At 40.5% G+C, this 25,215-nt stretch carries 16 protein-coding genes; 7 read left to right on the top strand and 9 right to left on the bottom strand.

Annotated features, from left to right (window positions below):
- Window positions 1-73 precede the first annotated feature (73 nt).
- Complete coding sequence (locus tag GGQ60_RS02635) at window positions 74-1,306, bottom strand: MFS transporter (RefSeq protein ID WP_183759838.1); 1,233 nt, start codon at window positions 1,304-1,306, stop codon at window positions 74-76.
- A 173-nt stretch (window positions 1,307-1,479) separates the two neighbouring features.
- Between GGQ60_RS02635 and GGQ60_RS02630 the strand changes: the two genes are divergently transcribed.
- Window positions 1,480-1,923 (top strand): MarR family winged helix-turn-helix transcriptional regulator, encoded by a 444-nt coding sequence (locus tag GGQ60_RS02630; protein ID WP_183759837.1) that lies wholly within the window; start codon window positions 1,480-1,482, stop codon window positions 1,921-1,923.
- 45 nt (window positions 1,924-1,968) lie between these two features.
- The gene (locus GGQ60_RS02625) at window positions 1,969-2,805 is read left to right on the top strand and encodes an MBL fold metallo-hydrolase (protein WP_183759836.1); all 837 of its coding nucleotides are present in this window, start codon (window positions 1,969-1,971) and stop codon (window positions 2,803-2,805) included.
- Window positions 2,806-3,307: 502 nt separating this feature from the next.
- Here GGQ60_RS02625 and GGQ60_RS02620 read toward each other — a convergent pair.
- On the bottom strand, window positions 3,308-3,820 hold the full coding sequence (locus GGQ60_RS02620) for a glutathione peroxidase (RefSeq protein WP_183759835.1): 513 nt from the start codon (window positions 3,818-3,820) through the stop codon (window positions 3,308-3,310).
- A 387-nt stretch (window positions 3,821-4,207) separates the two neighbouring features.
- Here GGQ60_RS02620 and topA point away from each other — a divergent pair, with 387 nt between their 5' ends.
- Together topA and GGQ60_RS02610 are read left to right on the top strand one after the other, a co-directional pair.
- Window positions 4,208-6,772, top strand: a complete 2,565-nt coding sequence (gene topA, locus GGQ60_RS02615; RefSeq protein ID WP_183759834.1) for a type I DNA topoisomerase — start codon at window positions 4,208-4,210, stop codon at window positions 6,770-6,772.
- Between the two features lie 178 nt (window positions 6,773-6,950).
- Window positions 6,951-7,355: a hypothetical protein gene (locus tag GGQ60_RS02610; RefSeq protein ID WP_183759833.1), complete on the top strand. Its 405-nt coding sequence runs from the start codon at window positions 6,951-6,953 to the stop codon at window positions 7,353-7,355.
- A gap of 166 nt (window positions 7,356-7,521) precedes the next feature.
- On the opposite strand, the gene GGQ60_RS02605 is transcribed toward GGQ60_RS02610, so the two are convergent.
- Window positions 7,522-8,028: a nuclear transport factor 2 family protein gene (locus tag GGQ60_RS02605; RefSeq protein WP_229685067.1), complete on the bottom strand. Its 507-nt coding sequence runs from the start codon at window positions 8,026-8,028 to the stop codon at window positions 7,522-7,524.
- Window positions 8,029-8,154: 126 nt separating this feature from the next.
- On the opposite strand from GGQ60_RS02605, the gene GGQ60_RS02600 reads away from it, so the two are divergent.
- The 3 genes from GGQ60_RS02600 to pbpC all read left to right on the top strand — a co-directional run bounded on the left by GGQ60_RS02600 (window position 8,155) and on the right by pbpC (window position 17,088).
- Complete coding sequence (locus GGQ60_RS02600; protein ID WP_183759832.1) at window positions 8,155-13,746, top strand: MG2 domain-containing protein; 5,592 nt, start codon at window positions 8,155-8,157, stop codon at window positions 13,744-13,746.
- A gap of 232 nt (window positions 13,747-13,978) precedes the next feature.
- Window positions 13,979-14,527, top strand: a complete 549-nt coding sequence (locus GGQ60_RS02595; RefSeq protein WP_221235860.1) for a transposase — start codon at window positions 13,979-13,981, stop codon at window positions 14,525-14,527.
- Window positions 14,528-14,706: 179 nt separating this feature from the next.
- Window positions 14,707-17,088 (top strand): penicillin-binding protein 1C, encoded by a 2,382-nt coding sequence (gene pbpC, locus GGQ60_RS02590; protein WP_183759831.1) that lies wholly within the window; start codon window positions 14,707-14,709, stop codon window positions 17,086-17,088.
- A gap of 208 nt (window positions 17,089-17,296) precedes the next feature.
- Here the strand turns inward: pbpC and trxB are convergent, their stop codons facing one another.
- The 6 genes from trxB to GGQ60_RS02560 all read right to left on the bottom strand — a co-directional run bounded on the left by trxB (window position 17,297) and on the right by GGQ60_RS02560 (window position 25,001).
- Complete coding sequence (gene trxB / locus GGQ60_RS02585; protein ID WP_183759830.1) at window positions 17,297-18,253, bottom strand: thioredoxin-disulfide reductase; 957 nt, start codon at window positions 18,251-18,253, stop codon at window positions 17,297-17,299.
- A 144-nt stretch (window positions 18,254-18,397) separates the two neighbouring features.
- On the bottom strand, window positions 18,398-20,026 hold the full coding sequence (locus GGQ60_RS02580; RefSeq protein WP_183759829.1) for an acyl-CoA carboxylase subunit beta: 1,629 nt from the start codon (window positions 20,024-20,026) through the stop codon (window positions 18,398-18,400).
- 241 nt (window positions 20,027-20,267) lie between these two features.
- On the bottom strand, window positions 20,268-20,807 hold the full coding sequence (locus tag GGQ60_RS02575; RefSeq protein ID WP_183759828.1) for a hypothetical protein: 540 nt from the start codon (window positions 20,805-20,807) through the stop codon (window positions 20,268-20,270).
- Window positions 20,808-20,863: 56 nt separating this feature from the next.
- On the bottom strand, window positions 20,864-21,325 hold the full coding sequence (locus GGQ60_RS02570; protein WP_183759827.1) for a MaoC family dehydratase: 462 nt from the start codon (window positions 21,323-21,325) through the stop codon (window positions 20,864-20,866).
- A gap of 171 nt (window positions 21,326-21,496) precedes the next feature.
- On the bottom strand, window positions 21,497-22,090 hold the full coding sequence (locus GGQ60_RS02565) for an LOG family protein (RefSeq protein ID WP_183759826.1): 594 nt from the start codon (window positions 22,088-22,090) through the stop codon (window positions 21,497-21,499).
- 331 nt (window positions 22,091-22,421) lie between these two features.
- Entirely contained in the window at window positions 22,422-25,001 is a 2,580-nt protein-coding gene (locus tag GGQ60_RS02560; RefSeq protein ID WP_183759825.1) for a TonB-dependent receptor, read from the bottom strand.
- Window positions 25,002-25,215 lie beyond the last annotated feature (214 nt).

The following is a 25,215-nucleotide window of genomic DNA, read 5'->3' as shown; positions in this document are numbered from 1 at the left end:
TCACTCCATAATGGTAACCAACGATTTTTATCCTGCATTCGGAATGCAAAGGCTGTTAACCATCATTTATTAATTAATTTCCAAATAAGGAAAACTTATTTTTCAATTGATTTCTGTGTTTTTCATGGTACACAAAGGCGGCAACAATCAGCAAGCCCGCAACCCCTTCGAAAGCCACTACCACCTGTGTTCCGAAAAGATGTGCCAGGTACCCCATCAACAAACTTCCTATTGGCAATACCCCCTGGTAAGCCATAATGTAATAACTTAAGGTTCTTCCCCTCATCACATCATCGGCATGTGTTTGCAGATAGGTATTAATAGAGGAAGTTTGGGCCATTAAACCCAGGGCAGCAAGCCCCGTACAAAACAAAGCCATAATAAGCGATGGTGATATGGCCAGGGCCACAACAGAAATCGCCAGTAAAATACCGGCAGACATGACCACTTTTTGCAGGTTCTGACCTGTCTTTAAGGTAGCCATATAGATTGCTCCGAAAAATGCACCGAATCCTGCTGCACTTTCGAACCATCCAAAGGTTGTAGCATTTCCATTAAATATATCTTTCGCAAAAACCGGTAATAAAGTGGTAAAAGGAATCACCAGTAAACTGGAAGCAGCCATCAATAAAACCATCGAGGCCAAATCTGGCGACGATTTAAGGTAATCGTATCCTTTTTTTAGATCGATCCAGATATTTTCTGTTGCTTTTTGATGTGCAGTGAGCTTAAGTTTCATCATTAATAAACAGCCTAACACTGCAATAAAACTAATAAAATTGATCAGGAAACAGACATCTTCCCCCAAGGTACTCAACATTACACCTGCCAGGGCCGGCCCGATCAACCTTGCGGCATTAAACATCGACGAGTTGAGCGCAATGGCATTTGGCAGATCTTCTTTATCATCAATTAAATTTACCATTAATGATTGGCGGGCAGTCACGTCAAAAGCATTTACCAGGCCCTGTACCAAAGAAAGTACAGCGATCCAGAACATGCCATACACTTTAAACCAGATCAGCAAAGCCAGTGTGCCTGCCTGCAGCATCAGTAATACCTGCGTAATCACTAAAATTTTATACTTGTTATGCCGGTCTACGTAACTTCCTGCATAGGGCGCCAGAACCAGCGAAGGGATTAAACTTAAAAAAGTAATTAACCCCAGCAGAAAAGCCGACCCGGTTAAACGGTAAACCAACCAACTGATGGCTACACGCTGCATCCATGTGCCGATCAGCGAAATAGCCTGACCGGTAAAAAATAACCTGTAATTATAATGCCTTAGTGAACGAAAAATACTCATGTGTTTAAAATTAGTAAAGTAACTTTACAAAAATAGAAAAATTAGCTTAAACGAAAAAACGCAAAACACTTACTTTTATCACCCAAAAATCATAAATAACGCCATTCAGAAAAAAACAAAAAATAACAAATAAAAATAAAAGCTTATATTTGTAAAGTTTATTTACCATTAATATGCCTACTCAAACACAAGAGATTGCAGCAAAATTAAGAAGCACGGTTACGCGTTTAACCCGCCAGTTGCGCCGGCAGAACGTAAGTTCCGAATTCAGCAATGCAGAGCTGTTAACCATGTCGCTGCTGGAAACGCATGGGAAACTGCTATCTACCGAACTGGCCGATATGGAAAGGGTATCTAAACAGGCCATTTCACAGATCATAAACGGTTTGTTTGAGGCAAAATGTGTAGAACGTTTCCCGAGCGAGGAAGATAAAAGGAAAGTATTTATCGGTTTAACCAAATTGGGCGAAAAACACCTTATTGCCAGCCGTAAAATCAAAGAAGAATGGCTGGCACAAACATTGGAAAAAATATTTTCTTCGGAAGAACTTAACCTCATTCAGGCTTTTCTTCCCCTCCTGTCGCGGCTGGTAGAGCACAATGGCGTAAAAGCATAACCTGCTTTTTCTTTAGCTAAATAAGCCTTATCTTGCAAGCAGAAAATGGCACTATATTTTACATCAATAAATTCGGGAAGTAACGGCAATTGTTACTATGTGGGCAACGATAACGAAGCGGTTTTAGTTGATGTAGGCCTCACCTGCAGGGAAGTTGAAAAACGAATGACCCGCCTGGGGCTTTCGATCAGCAAAATTAAGGCAATTTTTATCTCACACGAACACAGCGACCATATTAAAGGCCTGACCGTTTTTGCAAAGAAGTACAAATTACCGGTATATATCAGCACGTTAACACTTAAAAGCAGCAGATTGCTTTTAGACGAAAACAATATCTTCCCGCTAAACCACCTGCAATGTATCGAGATCGGCAATTTAAAAATCTCGGCATTTTCAAAATTTCATGATGCAGCAGACCCCTACAGTTTTACCGTAGAGTGTAACAATATCAGGGTTGGTGTTTTTACCGATATCGGTACGGTATGCGATCGTTTGATCACCCATTTTAAAAACTGCCACGCAGCCTTTCTGGAAGCCAATTACGATACCGACATGTTACAGAATGGCCATTATCCCTATTTCTTAAAAAGAAGGATTATGGGGGGACATGGACACCTGAGCAACGCACAGGCGCTGGAGCTTTTTATGAACCACAAGCCTGCTTACATGAGCCATTTATTGTTGAGTCATTTATCAAAAGACAATAATAACCCCGAATTGGTTGAAAAGCTTTTTAAAAACGTGGCCGGCAGCACTTTGGTGAAGGTAGCCTCGAGATACGAAGAAACAGCGCTTTACTACGTAGGCGAAAGCCGAAACAATACAACAAGCTACTCATTCGACCCATATATTTACCAATCAGCACAACTAAATCTGTTTTAACATCCTAAAGTCAAAAACAAACTGCATTTTTGTTACATAATGGCTTATTTTAAGCATTTTAAGCCCGTTTATCATAAAATATAACGAATAGCAGCTAAAAAAATCTAAATAAATTAATTATTCCAAAAACATTTTAATTAGAATGGAGTTATATATATACTTCATAAATAGTTTGTTTGGTTTATTGGGGCTTATGGATTTAAGCCCCTTTCTTGTTTCTTAGATGTCTAATGCCAACATCCCCCCAGCCGTAGCGCAACAGCAAGCTACCAAGTAAACCGGGCTTTACTCGAGCTCCCCCGGTAAGTTATTAGAGGTTCTTTAAACAGGATAGTTAACCAAACAGCAACTATCAGACAGATAAAAATGTAGTTTCTACTTATAAAATAAATCAGCACAACAAAAAAAAGGTAAAATAGCTGTTTACCATTTTACCTTTAACTTATTTGAAAAGAGAAAGATTATTCAATATTCCCCTTACATTGTTTATTTTACCACTTTCCTACAGGTATTTAACAATTGCCTCGTCGGTAGGTTTTGTTTTAGAACGGAAACGGTGAACAAGCTCTCCTTTTTCGTTGATCAGGAATTTTTCAAAGTTCCATTTAATATCGCCCTGTTCTTCTGTATTGGTCTGCGAGGTTAAATATTTAAACAGCGGACTGATATCGTCGCCTTTTACACTGCTTTTCTCAGCAAGTAAAAACGAAACATTATACTTGCCGGTACAAAACTCCTTAATCTCGGCATTGGTAGAAAACTCCTGGCCGCCAAAGTTGCCCGCCGGGAAACCGATCAGTACCACTTTTTTACCGTATTCTTTTTGAAGTTTTTCCAGATCTTCATATTGAGGGGTAAAACCACATTTTGAAGCCGTGTTAACGATTAAGATCTTTTTGCCTTTAAATTTAGATAACTTGATTTCTTTACCATCAATGGTTTTAAAGCTGAAATCGTAAACATTTTTCGGTGGCGACACCAATAAGTTTAATAAGATTAAGATTGTACTGATCATAGCTGTTTTTATTTTAATATACGAATATAGTTACAAATAAGTTGTCGTGATGTAATGTAGCTGTAAATTATACAAATCTATGGGGTTTTTAAAAACCTTAAAGATTTCAATTATAACCTAAATAGCAGCACTTTCCAAGCCATCTAAACCCGACCGGAGCGTAAAACCCGCAGACAGGGAAAACGAGGGTGAGGATTTGCAGTAAAGGACGGGGCAAAGCCATTGCTATGAATTGCCGGCATTGCTTTCCAAAAAACAATAACCCTATTAAAATAGCGCTATAAACCAACATATCACACCTGACTTCATAAAAAAAAATGTATTAAATTCTCTTGAGGTTTGGATTTATGCTTTAATTATAGCTTTATTTGCACAAAAACGTATTTCATGGCAAAAAATTTATTAATCGTCGAGTCACCTGCAAAAGCTAAAACTATAGAAGGCTACCTGGGCAAAGATTTTCTTGTAAAATCGAGCTATGGTCACATTCGTGATTTAGTTAAAGGCGATATGGCCATTGATATCAAAAATAATTTTGCCCAAACCTACGAAGTACCTGCGGATAAGAAAAACGTAGTAGCCGAGTTGAAAAAACTTGCTAAAGAAGCCGAAATGGTATGGCTAGCATCCGATGAGGACCGCGAGGGGGAAGCCATTTCCTGGCACTTGTTCGAAACTTTAGGCTTAAAAGTAGAGAAAACGAAACGTATTGTTTTTCATGAAATTACCAAACCTGCAATTTTAAAAGCGATTGATAGTCCGCGCGGAATAGATTATAACCTGGTAAATGCCCAGCAGGCACGCCGGGTGTTAGATCGTTTGGTGGGTTTCGAACTCTCCCCAGTGCTATGGAAAAAGGTAAAACCATCGCTGTCAGCCGGCAGGGTACAATCAGTTGCAGTACGTTTAATTGTTGACAGGGAAAGAGAAGTTTTAAACTTCAACGCAACGGCAGCCTACAAAATCACGGCACAGTTTTCAACGGGCAAAGGAAAAGAAACGGTAAAAGCAGAATTACCACAACGTTTTGAAAATGAAGCTGAAGCTGAAAAATTTCTTCAGGATTGTGCCAATGCCAGGTTCAATATTTCGAGCCTGGAAACAAAGCCTTCAAAACGTAATCCGGCTGCTCCATTTACCACTTCCACTTTACAGCAGGAAGCTTCGAGGAAATTAGGTTTTTCGGTTGCGAGAACCATGCAGGTGGCACAAAGACTGTACGAGGCCGGTAAGATTACCTACATGAGAACAGACTCTGTAAACTTATCAGAAACGGCTATAAATGCTGCAGCGGCTGAAATAAAATCAGCTTACGGCGATAAATACCACCAGCCAAGGGTATATAAAACCAAATCGGCAGGCGCACAGGAAGCTCACGAGGCCATCCGCCCGACCTATTTCGACAGGCATACCGTAGATGGCGATATTTCGGAAAAACGTTTGTATGATCTGATCTGGAAACGTTCTATTGCCTCACAAATGAGCGAAGCACAATTCGAGAAAACAACGGCTCAGATTACGGCTTCAACACGAAAAGAATATCTGGTTGCCGAAGGTGAAGTATTAAAGTTCGATGGTTTCTTAAAAGTTTACCTCGAATCAACCGATGATGAGGAAAATGAAGAAAAAGAAGGTGGAGCAATTTTACCTCCTTTAAGCAAGGACCAGGAACTATTTTTAAAAGAAATGCAGGCAACGGAGCGTTATTCGCGCCCGCCGGCAAGATATACAGAGGCCAGTTTGGTTAAAAAACTGGAAGAACTGGGCATTGGCCGTCCATCTACCTATGCACCAACCATTTCAACGGTACAAAACCGTGGTTATGTGGTTAAAGAAGACAGGGAAGGTAAACAACGTAAGTATACTGCTTTCGTTTTAGCCGATGGACAGGTAAAAAAAGAAATTAAATCTGAAATTACCGGTGCCGAAAAATCGAAGCTCTTCCCTACCGACATTGGTGAGGTGGTGAACGATTTCCTGGTAGAACATTTTAAAGGTATTGTAGATTTTAACTTTACCGCCAAAGTAGAAAAAGAATTCGACGAAATTGCGCAGGGTTTACAGGAGTGGACCAAAATGCTGCATTCGTTTTATAATCCTTTCCACAGTGAGGTAGAAACCACCTTGGAAACTGCTGAACGTGCTACAGGTGAACGTTTATTGGGTATAGACCCGGCAACCGGCAAAAATGTATATACCAAAGTGGGTAAATTTGGCCCTCTGGTGCAGATCGGAGAGCTTGACGAGGAAGAAAAACCGCGTTACGCCAGCTTAATGCGTAACCAATCTGTAGCGACCATTACCCTGGATGAAGCCTTAGAGCTGTTCAAACTTCCTTTCCAGCTGCCTGATTTTGAAGGCAGGGAAGTTGTAATCGGCGTTGGCCGTTTCGGGCCATATGTAAAATGGGGCGAAAGTTTCATCTCACTGCCTAAAAATGAAGAACCTTTATCGGTTACTTACGACAGAGCTGTTGAAATTATCCGCCAAAAAATGGATGATGATGCTCCCATCGCTTATTACGAAGGTTTAGGCGTTACAAAAGGCAAAGGACGCTTCGGCCCATTTATTAAATGGAACGATCTTTTTATCAATATCCCGGCAAAAGGTTACGATTTTGATCACCTTACCCAGGAAAACATCGAGACTTTAATTAGTAAAAAAATTGAAAAAGAAGCCAACAGGTACATTAAAACCTGGGACGCAGAAAAAATTTCGATCGAAAATGGTCGTTGGGGCCCGTTCATCCGTTTTGGCAAATTAATGCTCAAATTAAGGAACAACGAAGCGACCAAGCAAAAATACACACCGGAAGAATTGGCCGGCATTGATTTGGAAACAGTTAAGAAGATGATTGAGGAGCAGGTACCCAATGCTTTCGAAACGAAGAAAAAAGCACCGGCAAAGAAAAAAGCAGCACCAGCAAAAAAGGCGGTAGCAAAGAAAAAATAGGATCAGAATTAAAGGATTACCAAGATAAAATTGCGAGCATAGTCAATTAATAGTATTGTCATCCTGAGCCGGTTGAAGAACATAAGTAAGTGTTTCGGCAAGCTGAACATGACAGACAAAAATTCAAAATTTAATACCTGCAATTAACCGATTAAACAATTTAAACAGTTACCCCCCTTTGAAAGCAGATTTACCAGAAAATAGAGTTGAAGATATTGCAATGGCTGTTGTATTAATGGGCGAAACTCCTGAAGTAAGAAGCTGGACAGTTTATCTCATTAATTTAAAAAACGAACCCATAACCAATGTTTTGATCAGCTCCAAAGGTTATGGCGAAAAAGACGGAAAGCAGGTAAAAACCTCTGTATTAAGACACTTTGTTGGCGACATGGAAGCAAATTCCTTCGCTGGTGTGGAAGCCATTGATCCTGAAGTTTTTGGCTTAACCAACGAATACTGGTTAAGCTATTACATTGGCAGCACCATTTACGACAAGAAATTTATTTTCTTACCTGAAAGTATTATCGATTCAAATCTGATCAAAATACCATTAGTGAACAGACCTGGGGTGATGATCAAGTAAGTTAAATTGGGCCTTTATAGTGGTAAGTTCGGAGCTTCCACTCAATAGCTTTAAAGTACGGTTACTATTTCGACCCGTAGCCCCGGGACAAATAAATTAACAACCCGGAAATGAATTGGATACAAGGACGTTTTCCTGCTCCCAAAACTGAAAACTCCAAACTAACCTAAGGCACTTTAACCGCCTGTCTGCCAAGCAACTTCCATCCTGCTCTTTCTTTACTCCAGATTAAAAGAATATACAGTTTTACATTACCGGGAATATTTTTATCGTTTGTTTTAGCATTTAGGGTATGCCTAACCAAGGCTGTTTTATTCTGAATAATAACAGATTGATCGGTTAAGTTAATATCAACGAAATCAGATTCCCCGGAAAGTAATGAGTGCATAAATTTCTGCTTAGTCTGTATTTTTCCACTCGAGTGGCCGTAACTTAAATTATTAAGCAATATTTTATCCAAAGCTGCACTATCCGGACTAATCATGAGTTTGGTCAATTGCGTAACCGCATTTTCTACCTCGGCTTTCTGCGCAAAACAAAAATGTGAAGAAATTAATAAACACGAAAAAATTAAGAGTTTCCTGATCATATCTGGTTGTATTGAGTTTAATGCCGTAAACTTATCCAAATCCATGCAAATGAACAAACCATTCGCTTTAATTTTCAACATCATTTATTTTAACATTGATTTTACTTAATTTTCAGATAGAATAGCGGGTGTTCGATTTAATCTGTGTAATTACGGCATAGCAATTGCGGCAACCGCAAACATTACCATTTATCTTAACGAATTTCATTCATGGAAAAACCATCTACCTACCAATCATCTCCCAAAAAGAAATTGATTTTTATCGGCTTGCTTGCTGTTTCAATAGCGGCAATTGTATTGATCTATTTCAATAAAAAGAAGAAAAACTACGAAGAAAACCAGGCATACGCAAAATATATCGAAGCATATACTTCGGGTACCATTTCTAAAAAGAGTTTTATACGCGTGCACCTGGCAAATGCCGCTACAGGTATGCATGATTTGGGCAAAGCCGATCCGCGTGAGCTTTTCGACTTCTCCCCTTCTATTTCGGGAAAAGCCTATTGGATAGACCCGCAAACGGTTGAATTTAGACCTGACGAAAACCTGAAACCAGGCAAAAAATACGAAGCTACATTTAAGTTGTCGGAAGTTTCTGCCACAGAAAAAGGCCTCGAAGATTTCGATTTTGAGTTTAAAGTAATTACACCGGGCATTATGCTTTCGCAGAATGGCTTGGTTTCACAGAACAATACTTCCCTGGATTATATGAAGTTAACAGGCGAAGTAGCTACAGCCGATGTGGAAGAAACCAGCAAAATTGAGAAAACGGTTTCACTGGATTTTGATCAGAAATTAAAAATCAAATGGCAGCACGATCTGTCCAAAAACACTTCAAAATTCACTATCGACAGCATAAAAAAAACCGGAAACGACCAAACTTTAACAATAGATTGGGATGGCGATGCCATTGATGCCGGGCAAAAAGGAACAGTAGATATCCGTGTTCCGGCAATCAATAAATTCGAAATACTGGATATAAAAGCCATTCAGGGTGAAGAAGATTATGCATTGGTGCAATTTTCTGAACCCCTTGGTGTAGGTCAGGATTTAACCGGCATGATCACGCTTGGTAACCTGAGCGATTTAAGATATACCATAGATGCCAGCCAGGTTAAAGTTTACGCTGCCGAAGAACTTAAAGGTAACTATACGTTGAGTGTAAATGCTGGAGTTGAAAATATCAATGCAAAGACGCTTGCAAATGGCAAAGTGGCCAACCTCGTTTTTGAAGATAAACTACCTGCCGTTACCATTGCGGGCAGCGGAAGTATTTTGCCTAATTCAGGAAAATTGGTTTTGCCTTTCGAGGCCATTAACCTGAAAGCCGTTGATGTAACGGTGATTAAAATTTACGAAAACAACATCCCCCAGTTTTTCCAAACCAATAGTTATAAAGACGGAAACGAACTTAGAAGGGTGGCAAAGCCAATTTTACAGAAAACCGTTCGTTTGGATGAAGATAAAGCTTTAAATCTTCATAAAAAGAACCGTTTTACACTCGACCTTGATAAAATGATTCGTACTGAGCCCGGTGCCATGTACCGTGTTACCATCGCTTTCAGGCAGGAATATAACGCCTACAACTGTAAAACCGGGGAAGGAAAAGCGGATGGAAGTGATGAGGAAAATGAATATGGTGACGATGAGGGTTATGGGGAGAAGATTGATGAAGACGACGATTTTTGGCAACATTACAATAACTATTATCCTGAAAACTACAGGTGGAATGACAAAGACAATCCATGTACGCCTTCCTTCTACACCAACCAGCGCTGGGCAAGCAGAAACTTAATTGCCTCAAACATTGGTTTAGTAGCCAAACGGGGCAATGATAACAGCATGCTTGTTGTGGCAACCGATTTATTGACGGCAAAACCGCTAAGCGGCGTAAACCTCGAACTGATGGATTACCAAAAACAGATCATTTTTACGACTAAAACTGATGGTGATGGTTTTGCAAGCTTTGACCTGAAGCGCCAACCATTCTTATTAATCGCTAAAAATGGCTCGGAACGTGGCTACCTTAAATTAGACGATGGAAGTTCACTTCCTTTAAGCAGGTTCGATGTGGGCGGGGATGTAGTTCAAAGCGGTTTAAAAGGCTTTATTTATGGAGAACGTGGCGTTTGGCGGCCAGGCGACAGCTTATTTGTTTCATTTATTTTGGAAGACAAGCTTAAAAAACTCCCGACTAATTATCCGGTAACCATGGAGTTTTATAACCCCAAAGGCCAACTTTATAAAAGATTGATCAATGGCAAGCCTTTAAATGGGTTCTATAGTTTTAAAACCACTACAGAAAGTACTGCTCCTACCGGCAACTGGATGGCTAAGGTTAAAGCCGGTGGCGCTACATTTACCAAAACGTTAAAAATAGAAACAGTAATGCCGAACCGGTTGAAAATTGACTTCAACATTGGAAACAGGGCATACTTAAGTACCGGAACAGCTGCTGCTACCCTATCGGCTAAATGGCTGTTTGGCGCAGTTGCCCAAAACCTGAGGGCGAAGGTTGATGTAAACTTAAACACTACCGAAACCAAGTTTAAAGGTTTTGAAGGTTTCAGTTTTGATAATCCAACGGTAAACTTCCAATCGCAGGTTAAAACCATTTTCGAAGGCACCTTAAACCAGAATGGCACTGCTCAGGTTAATACCAGTTTAAACGAGAACCATACTGCCCCGGGTATCCTCAGGGCAAATTTCACCACCAAAGTTTTCGAACCGGGAGGTAATTTCAGTATCGATAATTTCAGCATTCCCTATCATGTATACCATAGCTATTTAGGAATCCGTACCGAAAAGGGCGATCGGTTAAGTGGCATGCTGGTTACCGGAAAAGAGCATAAAGTTGAAATTGTGAATGTAAATACCGATGGAAAATTATTAAGCGGCACCAAAACCGTTACGGTAGAGTTATACAAAACACAATGGCGCTGGTGGTGGGAACAGGACGACCAGTATACTTACGCCAACTTTACCCAAAACCAATACAACAAACTGGTAGAAAGCCACCAGGTAAACCTGTTTAATGGAAAAGGAAGCTGGAATTTGCGCGTAGACGAGCCAGAATGGGGCCGGTATTTAATTTTGGTACGTGATGTAAACGGCGGACATGTTACCGGAAAATCGGTTTATATAGATTGGCCAGGATGGGCACAGCGCGAACAAGCGAATAACCCTACAGAGGCATCTATGCTATCTTTTACGGCTAACAAAGAGAAATTTACGGTTGGGGAAGATATAACCCTAACCATCCCAACGGGAAAAAACGGACGGGCCTTAATCTCCATTGAGAACGGAAGCCGCGTAATAAAAACATTTTGGCTGGATACCAAAGCCGGGCAAACACAGTTTAAGTTTAAGGCCGAGAAAGAAATGGCACCAAATGTTTTTGCCAACATCACATTATTACAGCCTCATGCACAAACCGTTAATGATTTACCGATCAGGATGTACGGGGCAATCCCACTTTCGATAGAAGATCCGCAAACCATCCTGAAGCCGACCATTAAGATGGCTGATAAAATTAAACCCGAAACCGAAAACACGATCACGGTGGGCGAACAAAACGGCAAAGCCATGACTTATACCATTGCCCTGGTAGATGAAGGCCTGTTGGATTTAACCCGTTTTAAAACACCCGATCCACATGGTGCATTTTATGCCCGTGAAGGTTTGGGCGTTAAAACATGGGATTTATTCGATTATGTATTAGGTGCCTGGGGAGGAAATTTAGAACGCATTTTAAGTATAGGCGGTGATGGAACCATCAATAAAAACCTCAACCCGGCAAAAGCAAACCGCTTTACAGCTGTAGTTAAATTTATGGGTCCTTTTACCATAGGCAAGGGAGAAAGTAAAACGCATAAATTTAAATTGCCTCAATATATCGGTGCGGTAAGGGCCATGGTAGTTGCCGGACAAGAAGCAGCTTATGGTTTTGCAGAAAAATCGGTTCAGGTTAAAAAGCCATTAATGGTATTGGCTACTCTTCCACGGGTAATTGGTCCGGGTGAAAGTTTCACCTTACCTGTTACGGTGTTTGCTACAGAGAATAACCTTAAAAATGTATCTGTTCAGCTTCAGGCCAGTAACCTCATTGTTCAGGGTACCAATAAACAGCAGCTTTACTACAAACAAACAGGCGAGCAAATGACCTATTTCGAAGTTAAAGCACCAAATACTGTGGGAATTGCCAAAGTAAAAGTAATTGCACAGAGCGGAGCTGAAAAAACAGTTTACGATGTAGAAATGGATATCAGAAATCCAAACCCTTATGTAACTAATGTAGTCTCAGCAACGGTGCAGCCACATACTAAATGGGCAGTAAACTATTTACCGATCGGAATGACAGGTACCAACTCCGGATCACTGGAAGTTTCATCTATCCCGGCAATCAACCTTGGCAAAAGATTGGGGTACCTCATCCAATACCCACATGGCTGTGTAGAGCAGACCACTTCGGGCATATTCCCGCAGCTATTTCTAGATCGGTTAAGCCCATTGAACGAACAGCAGAAAGCCAAAACAGAAAAAAATATCAAAGCCGGGATAACCAGGCTGAAAGGTTTCCAAACTACAGATGGTGGTTTATCTTACTGGCCGGGAGAAGGTACATCTGACGAGTGGGGCAGTAATTATGCCGGTCATTTCCTGGTTGAAGCCCAAAATGCAGGTTATACCTTACCCGTTGGACTTTTAGATGAGTTACTGCGCTTTCAAAAATCAAAAGCAACAAACTGGGCACCAAACAGCAATAATTTTTATGGGGGCGATTTGTTGCAGGCATACCGTTTATACATGCTTGCCCTGGCTAAAAAGCCTGAAATGGCAGCCATGAACCGCTTAAAAGCTTTCGAGTACCTATCGGTAGCTGCAAAATGGCGCCTGGCAGCTGCCTATAAACTTGCCGGACAGAACGATGTGGCTCAGAACATGATCAGAGGTTTAGAGATATCCATCCCGGCTTACAAACAACTGGGCGGAACTTATGGCTCTGATGTGCGCGATGAGGCCATGATTTTGGAAACGTTAACCCTGCTCGGGCAGAAAGCAAAAGCTGCCGGTTTATTACAGCCTTTAGCAGCAAAACTTGGCGAAAACACCTGGTACAGTACACAAACAACAGCTTACAGTTTGTTAGCCATTGCAAAATTTTGCGGTTCGAACCAATCGGCAAATAAATTGCAGTACCAATATGTATTGGATGGAAAAACCGCACCGGTAAGTTCGAATCAGTATATCAATAGTACGCCGGTAACCTTTAAAGGTAATACGGCCTCCGTTACCAATAATGGCAATAATGTATTGTTTGTGCGTTTGGTTTTAGAAGGACAGCCAATTGCAGGTCAGAATAACTTCCTACCTAACCGCCCGGATGTTTTGGATATGAGCGTGAGCTACAAACGTTTAAACGGAAAAGTTTTGGATCCTACTACCTTAAAACAGGGAACAGATTTCTATGCGGAGGTAACGATAAAAAACCCTGGCAGAATGGGCTATTATGAGCAAATGGCCTTAACCCAGATTTTTCCTTCGGGTTGGGAAATTATCAATACCAGGGTAAATGATAACCAAAGTATTTTGGCTTCATCGCCATATACCTACCAGGATATCAGGGACGACCGTGTTTTTACGTATTTTAATATCAGGCAAGGTGAAAGCCTGGTTTATAAAGTATTGCTTAATGCATCTTATCTGGGCAAATATTATTTATCAGCTGTTCAATGTGAAGCGATGTACAACAATGATATTTCGGCCACAGAACCTGGTAAATGGGTAGAGGTGGTGAAATAGAATTATGAATGGTTCATGTGGACACGAATGATAAGTGTATTATTTAACGCAGTTAATTATAATATTTTAATAAATAACCATGGTTCGTGTCTCCACGAACCATGACAAAATTGAAATCTAAAAAGGATGAGTAATTTTATTCGAACCAATAGCCTCTGTTCGTGTCTCCACGAACTGTAACTTAAAAACACGCCTAACCACTAGCATCTCCATAAACCAAAATCTAATAGCAATGGATAAATTATTTGAAATCAGAAGAAAGAATTACATTGAAATTGGACAAATTTATTTTTGGACTGCTACCATTAATAAATGGCAAAAATTGTTGGAGAAAGACGAGTTTAAACATATCATTTTAAGTTCATTTGAGCATCTGAGTAAATTGAATAAATTGGATGTTTTCGCTTTTGTTATTATGCCCAATCATACACATACCATTTGGCGGACAAATGAACTAAATGGAAAAGAAACTGTCCAGGGTTCATTTTTAAAATACACGGCCCACGAGTTCAAAAAACTATTAAGTCCAAGTGAGCTTATTAATTTTTATACTAACTCCATTAATAAAAATTATGAATTTTGGCAGAGAGATTCATTAGCGATACACTTATATACTCCAGAAGTTGCCTTTCAAAAGTTAGATTATTTACACAATAACCCATGTACGGAACACTGGCAATTGGCAACAGAGCCCGAAGAATATCAATATTCTTCAGCGTCTTTTTACGAAATGAATGAATTAAGCTATGCTTTTTTAAAGGATCTAAGATTAGAATTTTAAACAGTAAAAATGAGTGGTTCGTGGGGACACGAACAATGGCAATAAGGTATATTATTTTAATGCAGTTAAATTACAATACTTTAATAAATAGCCATGGTTCGTGTCTCCACGAACCGAAATAAAATAACAAAATAAATTAAGTCTACCAGGTTTAAAACCTGATGGGTTTCAACAGCAGAATGAACAAAATCTCAAAAGCTTTCCTTATTTCCGATCTCATCTGCTTTGCACTGCTTTTGGCTTTCCTTTTTTCATTACCATCAAAGCTTTTCAAAACGCCTACCTCCTATGTTATTGAGGCCAGCAACGGCAATCTATTAAGTGCTGCCATTGCCAGCGACGGGCAGTGGCGCTTCCCTGTAGCGGATAGCGTCCCCGTTAAATTTAAAGATTGTATTATTGCTTTTGAAGATAAACGGTTTTACAGCCACTTTGGTGTAGATATACTGGCCATGGGCAGGGCCATGCGTCAAAACTGGAAGGCAAAAAGTGTAGTGAGTGGCGGCAGTACCTTAAGCATGCAGGTAATCCGTTTATCACGTAAACAAGACCGGACCGTTTGGCAAAAAATACTGGAAATGATTTTAGCTTTACGTTTAGAGGTAAAATATTCTAAAGAAGAAATTATAGGCTTATATGCTGCAAATGCACCATTTGGAAGCAACGTTGTTGGTTTAGAAGCAGCAAGCTGGCGTTATTACGGCCGCAATGCTAAAACACTTTCATGGGGCGAGATGGCTACATTAGCCGTTCTCCCTAACAGCCCGTCGTTGGTTCATCCCGGTAAAAATGCGACCAGGCTGATCAAAAAGAGAAACGATTTATTGGATAAACTCGCCCAGCTAAAATACATCGATCAGGCTACCGCTAATTTATCGAAGCTCGAGCCGGTTCCGGGCAAGCCTATGCCCTTACCTCAAAATGCACCACATCTATTGAACCGTTTTAAAGCAGAGCGGGCCAGCCTTAAAATTCCTTCTACCAGAATTACTTCTACACTGGATGAAAATATCCAGCTAAAAGTTAATGCGCTGTTAAAACGGTACAACAACCGTTACAGGGCAAACGATATCAACAATATTGCGGCCCTGGTACTCAATGTCAAAACGGGCCAGGTGGTCAGTTATGTAGGTAACAGCTATCAGCCGGAAAATACCGGATTGCAAAGCCACGTGGATATGATTAAAGCCCCAAGAAGTCCTGGCAGTACCCTGAAACCCTTGCTTTATGCCTGTATGATGAATGATGGCTTTATATTGCCGCACACACTCATTCCCGACATCCCCACTCAAATAGCAGGCTATTCGCCACAAAATTACGATCTTGGCTATGATGGTGCCATAGCTGCAGATAAAGCGCTGAGCCGCTCCTTAAATATCCCAGCTGTAAAAATGTTGCAACAATACAAATATGAGCGTTTTTACGATAAGCTTAAGAAATTAGGGATCGGTACTTTAAACCAGCCCGCAGATCACTATGGCCTATCCTTAATTTTAGGAGGTAGCGAGGTAACCATGTGGGATTTGGCCAACACCTACATGGGATTAGTACGTACGCTGAATCACTTCAATACCTATAAAGGTTTGTATAATCCAGAAGATTATAAACCTGCAAGGTATTTCAACAGCAACAATAAAACTGAAAAAGATTATCAACGTACCTCCTTTTTAGACCATGGTTCAATTTGGGCCACTTTTAACGCCATGGAAGAAGTGATGAGGCCTGGTGACGAAGGCCTATGGGAACAATTTTCTTCATCGCAAAGAGTGGCATGGAAAACAGGAACAAGTTTTGGTTTTCGTGATGCCTGGGCCATTGGCTTAACACCAGACTATGTAGTTTGTGTTTGGGTAGGCAATGCTGACGGTGAAGGAAGGCCTGGCCTGGTAGGAATAGAAGCAGCTGCACCCGTGCTTTTTGATATCTTTAGATTATTTCCAAGTGGCAAATGGTTCGAAACTCCTACAACCAAACTCAAAAAACTTAAAATCTGTAAACTAAGCGGCTACAAAGCATCAGAATACTGTACGGATGCCATACAGGAGCTTGTTCCGGTTTCAGGCGAAAAGACGGCTGTTTGTCCTTTTCACAAATTGGTCCATTTAGACAGAACCGGTACCTATAGGGTTACCGATCAATGTGAAAGTATAACCCACATGCAGCACAAAAGCTGGTTTATTTTACCACCTGCAATGGAATACTATTACAAAATAAAAAATAGTGACTATAAACCTCTCCCTCCTCTTAAAGAGGGTTGTGAACTTTTGGGCGGAAATACTGTAATGGAGGTAATTTACCCTAAAAACAATGCGGTGGTTTATATCCCCTTAGAGCTGGATGGATCAAGGGGTAAAATTGTACTTAATGCGGCGCACAGAAATCCGGGTACTAAAATATATTGGCATATCGATAATGAATATGTAAGTACCACCACTAACTTTCATCAATTGGCTGTTAGTCCGCCGCCTGGTAAACATACCTTAACCTTAGTTGATGAAAACGGGGAAAGGCTGGTTCAAACTTTTACGGTTTTAGACAAAGAGAAAAAAAGTACTGAATAAAGGATGTTTAGGGCCGGGTGTTGTAAGGCTAACTCGGGGCATTCTTGAAATGGCTTAAATTACAGTGGCATTCCTTTAAAAGAGAATAGCAAGTTGCAGGCCTTAGGAACTGCGCTTTCATAAGAAAAAATGCTACATAAAAATTGATTGCGAGGCAAAAAAAGAGAAACCGGTAATGGTTTCTCTTTCTAAATTATGTTAATTGTAGTTATGCTTCTACCGGATGTTCTTTAGCGGCTAAATACCTTTCAGCATCAAGCGCGGCCATACAACCCGAACCTGCGGCAGTAACCGCCTGACGGTAATACATGTCCTGCACATCGCCACAGGCAAAAACGCCTTCGATATTGGTTAAGGTAGAACCTGGCTTAGTGGTTAAATAACCGGTTTCGTCCATATCTAACTGGCCTTTAAAAATATCTGTATTCGGTTTATGACCAATAGCCACAAAGAAACCTTCTACAGCAATATCAGATTCAACGCCGGTTTTGTTATTGATAACTTTAACAGCAGTTACGTTTTTACCGTTACCTAAAATTTCCTGTGTTTCGGTATTATAGTGTACCACAATATTTGGGGTAGCCAATACCCGGCTTACCATTGCTTTAGACGCCCTGAATTCGTCCCTGCGCACCAATAAATGCACGGTTTTACAAAGTTTGGCCAAATAAGTGGCTTCTTCGGCAGCGGTATCTCCGGCACCTACTATGGCAACATCCTGTCCTTTAAAAAAGAAACCGTCACAAACCGCACATGCCGAAACACCAAAACCATTGTATTGCTGCTCACTTGGCAAACCTAACCATTTAGCGGTTGCCCCAGTAGCAATAATAACGGTATCGGCTGTAATGGTTTTAATTTCATCAACCACTATTTTATGTGGTGTTGAAGAAAAATCAACCGAACTTACATAACCAAAACGGATATCCGTACCAAAACGTTCTGCCTGCTTACGGAAATCTTCCATCATTTCTGGTCCCATGATACCCTGTGGATAACCCGGAAAATTTTCTACATCAGTAGTTTGTGTAAGCTGTCCGCCAGCTTGCATACCAGTATACATAACCGGCTTTAAATCAGCCCTTGCCGCATAAATTGCAGCGGTATAACCTGCAGGACCTGAACCTATAATTAAGCACTGAACGTGCTCATTTTCTTGTGACATTATATTATTGTGTGTTTGAAATTCATTAATCGTAATGCAAATTTAATGCTTTAAATAATTGTTAACAAGCATACATTGTCAACATAGTTTACTTATTAACAGTGGCGGATGAAAAACACTTAAGATATAGCCTGGCATAAGAAACTAGGTCTGAATTACCCCTACATTAAATTTCCTGGTAATTGGCGATTGGTTAGCTGCTTCTATTCCCATAGAAATTACTTTCCTGGTTTCGAGCGGGTCGATTACCCCATCTACCCAAAGCCGTGATGCGGCATAATATGGAGTGGTTTGGCTATCGTATTTATCGGTTATTTCTTTTAGCAATCCGGCTTCTTTTTCAGGTGTAATAACCTCTCCTTTTGCTTTTAAAGAAGCTTCCTGAATCTGCAGCAATGTTTTTGCCGCCTGCGAGCCACCCATCACGGCAATTTTTGCTGTTGGCCAGGCATAAATCAGGCGTGGATCGTAAGCCTTACCACACATGGCATAATTACCAGCGCCGTAAGAATTACCCAATACAATGGTAAACTTTGGTACGACAGAGTTGGCCACCGCATTAACCATTTTGGCACCATCTTTTATAATACCACCATGTTCTGACCGGCTTCCCACCATAAAACCGGTAACATCCTGTAAAAACACCAAAGGGATTTTCTTCTGGTTACAGTTCATGATAAAACGTGAGGCTTTATCGGCACTATCCGAATAAATTACCCCACCAAACTGCATCTCCCCTTTTTTCGATTTCACCACTTTACGTTGATTAGCTACAATACCTACCGCCCAGCCATCAATACGGCCTAAGCCGCAGATAATACTCTGACCATAACCTTTTTTATATTCTTCAAATTCAGATCCATCAAGCAAACGGTTAATTACATCCATCATTTCGTACGGCTTATCCCTGTTTTCGGGGAAAATGCCATACAGTTCTTCTTCTTTTTGTTTTGGCTTAACCGCTGCAATGCGATCGAAACCTGCATTTTCAGGTGCACCCAGCATGCTCATGATGTTTTTAATACTATCTAAACAGGCCTGGTCATTGGGGTGTTTATAATCAGTAACACCCGATATTTCGCAGTGGGTGGTTGCCCCACCCAGCGTTTCGTTATCTACTTCTTCGCCAATGGCCGATTTTACCAGATATGACCCCGCCAAAAATACCGACCCCGTTTTATCAACAATCATAGCTTCATCGCTCATAATCGGTAAATAAGCCCCACCTGCTACACAGGCCCCCATAATGGCCGAAATTTGTACAATACCTTCCGACGACATGATGGCGTTGTTACGAAACATCCGTCCGAAATGTTCCTTATCAGGGAAAATTTCATCCTGCATTGGCAGGTACACCCCTGCACTATCTACCAGGTAAATTACCGGCAAACGGTTTTCCATTGCAATTTCCTGTGCACGGAGATTTTTCTTGGCCGTCATCGGGAACCAGGCTCCGGCTTTCACAGTTGCATCGTTAGCCACAATCATACACTGCCTGCCACTTACATAGCCGATACCACAGATTACTCCTGCAGACGGACATCCACCCTGCGCGGCATACATACCATCAGCTGCAAAGGCACCGACCTCCAAAAAGTTGGAATCTTTATCGATTAAATAGGCAATGCGCTCACGGGCTAAAAGTTTTCCTTTTTCCTTTTGCTTCGCGGCATTTTTTTCGCCTCCACCAAGATAGATTTTTTTGAGTTTGGTTTTCAGCTCGTAAACCAGCTGTTTATTCACATCCTCATTTTTATTGAATTCGATATTCATGGAGGCAATTTAAATTTAATTTTAGAAAAACAGTATTGACCAAATCGGTTTCTGGTCTACAGGAAGGCTTAACCCTAGTGTACCTCACGCTGTTTTTTTAAACCAAACAGATCGCAGAGTTATCACTTTAAAATTTCTGCGGTAATCTTCTTATATCTTCGGGGAACCATACAAAGAAAATAGTACAAAGTTTTATTTACAAAGAAAGTTAAATGCTAACTGCCAAACGAGCAGTGTCAAACTATCCTTTATAAACTACCCCATCGATTTTTATTTTTTGATACTTTTCGGCCCAGCCCCTGCCCTTGATATATTTGACTTCATAGGGATGCCCTTTCAGATTGGGATGATAAACGGGATCGAAAGAGAAGGTCATTTCCTGATCTGATTTTTGAACAACAGTTACTTCATTGTCGTTTTCGTCTTTTGCTCCGGTGGTAAAAAATTTATCCCCTGTTTTTGCATTAAAATCTGCCCTGATATAGATTTTATCCGGGCTATCCGGATAACTCTCTACCAATCTATTATGCTCATCAATCCGCAGGTAAACGATGCTGCCAGCATCGCCGCCAACTACGGAATAAAATTTATAAAAAAGTTTTTTGTTGATTCTTACGGTATCTTTTATCTCAGTATAAGATTGATCGTTCATATACCATAAATTGCCGACCTGCATCGGCAAAAATGAATCGGAGGCAAGGTTTTGCTCCTGTTTTTTTTGACAGGAGAGCGTAAACAAACCTGCTAAAACCAAAATGAGCAATGTGCTGATCTTTTTCATCTGCATAATTATTTCATTAATAACGTTAAAAATCAGCTACATGCTACAACTGATAGCTAATTGTTGAAGTGATATAAGAAAACCACTTCTCCATTAAACGCAGGCTTTTTCTGATCTTCAATTTCCATTTCGATAGCCATATTTACTTTAGTTACACCACGCAGGTTAATAATTGAAGCCAGTTTAGCTTTTAGTCTTACCTTACTGTTAACCGTAACGGCCTGTGCAAACCTTAAACTTTCAATACCATAATTGATTTCCATTTTTAAATTCTGGATATCAACAATCTCTTTCCATAAATAAGGAATTAAAGATAAGGTTAAATAACCGTGCGCAATTGTTGCTTTAAACGGACCTTCATTCTGTGCGCGTTCTTCATCAACATGTATCCATTGATGGTCTAATGTTGCATCAGCGAATTTATTGATCTGTTCCTGTGTAATCGTGTGCCATGAAGAAACGCCTAATTCCTTACCGAGGTATTGCTCAAATTCTGCGTGGGATGTAATAATTTGCATTGTTATTTTGTATTAGTGTCAAGCGTTTTGCGCATGGCGGGTTTTATAAATTTCCTGTTTTGAGGTTAATCGTTTTATACGCTACAGATCATGATTACATTTTTGATTCTATTCCTAACATTAGCCATTCAACTATCAACGATGAGTTATCAACCAAAAGCGGTAGCATGGTTAACTTAAATTCCTTTCCCTAAACCAAACCTCGTCAGGAATGGCAGAAAAATTATCCATTTTGTTGATCAGGCTTTCAGCATCTGCTTCGTTAAAAACCAGGTCGCGGTTGGCAGGTTTTAAAAATTTATTCCGGACCATCATATCCATCTGTGCAAACAGCGGATCGTAAAAACCATTTACATTTAATACGCCAATGGGTTTGTTATGCAGGCCCAGCTGCAACCAGGTAAGCACTTCGAAAAATTCTTCCAGTGTACCAAAACCGCCAGGTAAAATCACAAATCCGTCACTTAAATCGGCCATTTTCTGTTTACGCTGGTGCATATTTTCAGTCACGATCATTTCTGTTATCCCCTTATGTCCAACTTCTTTATCCATTAAGAACTGAGGAATGATACCGGTAACCAAACCGCCTAGTTCCAGCACATCGTCGGCCAAAACACCCATTACTCCTACACTCCCCCCTCCATAAACTAATTTAATCTGCTGCCTTACCAATGTTTCTGCCAACTGTTTTATCGCATTTCTTAATGGTACATCGCCATTAAAGTTTGAGCCACAGTACACGCAAACCGAATTAAGCTTATTCATTTTTTTAAAATTTACCGAAGTTAAGGTTTTATTGGCTTTCTATAAATTTTAATTCTGCACAAAGCTGTTACAGGCCATCCGGTAGAAATAATGGCATTGTTTCTTTGCGAGAACTAGCAGCTTGTTTAAATAAACCTGATTGTGGAGCGGCAGCGAGGAAAGAAACGGAAAGCAGGGACCGGCTTTAAGATGAAATGTGACTTTTGCCTTCAAAATCAATATTGATTATCCCCGGTAAACCGGGAATATTAAGTACTTTTTAGTACAAAAAAGGAGCGGCATTACACCGCTCCTTTTAACCAAATATAAGAGAGAAAAGCTAATTTAACTATTAAAAAGCATAACGGATGGTTGCACCATAAGTTCTTGGATCGCCCAATACACCGGCATATAAACCAGAGTTACCTGCAGCAGCCTGTAATTGCTCGTAATAATTTTTATTTGCTAGGTTTCTGCTCCAAACAAATAGGGAGAATTTATCCGATTTGAAACCCAGCCTTGCATTGAACAGGGCATAACCTTTAACATTCAATACACTTGATGGTGTAGGGTTTGATGAATATTCAGAACGGTAACTGGCATCGCCAGCAATAAAATATCTACCTTCCCTGGTGGCCAGGTTACCTGCTGTACTCAGTTCGGTACCGCCAGAGATATTCCATTTTGAAATACCCGGCAATCTACCTCCCGAAGCATCTTTAAATGCCACCTGGGTAGCAACACCATTTACCAATTCGGTATGCCCGGTTTCTTCTAATGGAAGAGGAGCATTGGTGAATTTGACATATTTGCCATCCAGATAAGCCAAAGCAGCATTTAAAGTTAAAAATCTTTCCAGCTGATACGATCCGTCTACTTCTAATCCTTTTACCCTTACTTTTTCGGCATTTGCCAGATATCCCCTGTTTACACCCAGCTGTGGCGATTGAACGTTGGTCTGGTAATCTTTAATATCGCTGTTAAATAAACTGATGTTTACAATAGCACCTTTAAATGGCTTTGTTTTAGCACCTAGCTCATAATGTTGTACATACTCCGGTTTAACTACGGCTACCGACAAATCGGCTGCTCCCGTTGAGGTAGTTGGCAAACCACCTACGTTAACCCCAACCGGTTTGTAAGCGGTAGAAAAAGTTCCATAAACATTTAAGTTATGGCTTGGGCGGTATGATACGGTGAAGTTACCTGATAAATTGTTGTTATCTACCTTTGTTGTAAACTGTTGATTTGCGTATACAGCAGCCTTAAGCGCCAGTAATGCCGCATCGTTAGTTTGTAAACCACCATAAGTTACCCGATCGTAATCAACATCTTTTTTATCATAAGTATAGCGTAAACCTGGCAATACGTGCAGGTTCTTTAAAACTTCCCAATCAACCTGTGCAAAAACGGCAGCACTTAACGATTTAATAGTGGAGTTGGTTTTAATGCCAAAACCATCTAACAAACCAGGAGTTGAGTATAATGCCTGACTGCCGGTATTACTGGTTTGTACAAACCGCCATTGATCTTTACCTACCTCTTCTGTCTGCGATAATCCTTTTAAGTTCTGTCCCAGTAAATAAACACCGATTACACCACTTAATTTATCGGTTAGGTTACCCGCATACCTCACTTCCTGCGAATATTGATCGTGGCGCGAATTACCCTGCGATTTGGTTAACGCTGCTACCTCAGAGAAATCCCTGTCGTTGGTAGGATCCCAGTTCCAGAATCTCCAGGCAGTGGTTGAGGTAAGCGTTCCTTTACCAATTTTGTAATCAACATTTACTGAGATACCACCAATTGACTGGTTGTGGCGCCAAGGGGTATTGGTGTTGATCTCCCTTGAGAAAGGATCAATCTTAGGTTGTTGATAGCCTAAATCAGATATAATCCTGGCATACTGGCGGTATGCACTTCTTTCGGTAGTGGTTACACCTGCAATAACCAATGGATAACCTGCCGGGTGCTGGATGCTTACATCGCCACTTAACAATACCTGTAATTTCTCTGAAGGAGTGTAATACAATTGACCTTTAAAGCCAAGGTTGTTCTGTCCGCTGTATCTGCGCTCTTCCCTGGTATTCCAGATGGTACCATCGCGTTGTGTACCCGAAATTGAAATTTTTGCTGCAAGATCTTTTGCCAAAGCTCCGGAAACTGATGTTTTAGCCTGGATAAAATTATAATTACCAACACTCAATTCTACTTTTGCGCTTGGTGTTAAGGTTGGTTTGGTGGTGGTGATATTGAATGCACCAGCAGTGGTGTTTTTCCCGAACAAGGTTCCCTGTGGGCCGCGAAGGATTTCGATCTGCTCAATATCAAGAAAATCGGTTGAGGTTGCTGCCGGACGGGCGTGATAAACACCATCTACATAAAAACCTACACCAGGATCAATACCATCGTTGGTTAAACCAAATGTTGAACCTAAACCCCTGATATTAAGGGTTGTATTTCTGGCATTAGAGGCATATAACTGCACTGAAGGAACCAATTCTTTTAAACGGTTAACATTAAATGCACCCGCATTTTCAGCAGCACGGCCTCCGATCACGGTAATCGGAATAGGAACATCCTGCAGAACTTCCGAACGCCTGCGCGAGGTTACCACGATTTCATCTAAAAGTGCACTTTCTACCAAAACCAGTTCGATAGGTGTTTCCTGATACCTTAAAATCTGAAAATCCTGGGGTTTGTACCCTACCGAGCTTACCTGGAGGTAAAACGGAGGCTCCTGCTTTGCGTCAATTTTGAAAGCACCATTATCATCGGCACTTACTGTGATGTTCGTGCCCCTTACTTTTATCGTTGCACGCGGTACCGGCTCACCGCTGGATTTTTTTACAATACCTGTTATCGGACTTTGGGCAAAAGTAATGCTTGCCAAAAGCGAAAATGAAAAGAAAAAGAGTAAAATTTTGTTCATGATTTGTTGATAGTTTGTTTATTTATTGTTGGATTAATGTCCCGTTCGAAAATATTCGATTACTGTTTTAGCATGGCAACAACAACAATAGAAGCGTGATTTTTGATTTGTCCTCATAATTATTATATAAACCCTATAGATTTAGTCGACAAATATATTAAAAAAATCCAACTGCCAAATTTTATTTTGTGATTTTTATATGGTTTATTTTCCT

The sequence above is a fragment of the Pedobacter zeae genome (genome assembly GCF_014196715.1).
In the GTDB taxonomy this organism is placed as follows: domain Bacteria; phylum Bacteroidota; class Bacteroidia; order Sphingobacteriales; family Sphingobacteriaceae; genus Pedobacter; species Pedobacter zeae.
The sequence above is the reverse complement of the archived record's forward strand: the minus strand, read 5'-3'. Positions and strand labels throughout refer to the sequence as shown.

Bases quoted from the DNA above. Each gene is read 5' to 3' on its own strand.
- GGQ60_RS02625 (WP_183759836.1), top strand. From the start codon at position 1,969: ATGGCACTATATTTTACATCAATAAATTCGGGAAGTAACGGCAATTGT.
- GGQ60_RS02560 (WP_183759825.1), bottom strand. From the start codon at position 25,001: ATGAACAAAATTTTACTCTTTTTCTTTTCATTTTCGCTTTTGGCAAGC.
- pbpC (WP_183759831.1), top strand. From the start codon at position 14,707: ATGAACAAAATCTCAAAAGCTTTCCTTATTTCCGATCTCATCTGCTTT.
- topA (WP_183759834.1), top strand. From the start codon at position 4,208: ATGGCAAAAAATTTATTAATCGTCGAGTCACCTGCAAAAGCTAAAACT.
- GGQ60_RS02575 (WP_183759828.1), bottom strand. From the start codon at position 20,807: ATGAAAAAGATCAGCACATTGCTCATTTTGGTTTTAGCAGGTTTGTTT.
- GGQ60_RS02605 (WP_229685067.1), bottom strand. From the start codon at position 8,028: ATGATGTTGAAAATTAAAGCGAATGGTTTGTTCATTTGCATGGATTTG.
- GGQ60_RS02565 (WP_183759826.1), bottom strand. From the start codon at position 22,090: ATGAATAAGCTTAATTCGGTTTGCGTGTACTGTGGCTCAAACTTTAAT.
- GGQ60_RS02580 (WP_183759829.1), bottom strand. From the start codon at position 20,026: ATGAATATCGAATTCAATAAAAATGAGGATGTGAATAAACAGCTGGTT.
- GGQ60_RS02570 (WP_183759827.1), bottom strand. From the start codon at position 21,325: ATGCAAATTATTACATCCCACGCAGAATTTGAGCAATACCTCGGTAAG.
- trxB (WP_183759830.1), bottom strand. From the start codon at position 18,253: ATGTCACAAGAAAATGAGCACGTTCAGTGCTTAATTATAGGTTCAGGT.
- GGQ60_RS02635 (WP_183759838.1), bottom strand. From the start codon at position 1,306: ATGAGTATTTTTCGTTCACTAAGGCATTATAATTACAGGTTATTTTTT.
- GGQ60_RS02630 (WP_183759837.1), top strand. From the start codon at position 1,480: ATGCCTACTCAAACACAAGAGATTGCAGCAAAATTAAGAAGCACGGTT.
- GGQ60_RS02620 (WP_183759835.1), bottom strand. From the start codon at position 3,820: ATGATCAGTACAATCTTAATCTTATTAAACTTATTGGTGTCGCCACCG.
- GGQ60_RS02595 (WP_221235860.1), top strand. From the start codon at position 13,979: ATGGATAAATTATTTGAAATCAGAAGAAAGAATTACATTGAAATTGGA.
- GGQ60_RS02600 (WP_183759832.1), top strand. From the start codon at position 8,155: ATGGAAAAACCATCTACCTACCAATCATCTCCCAAAAAGAAATTGATT.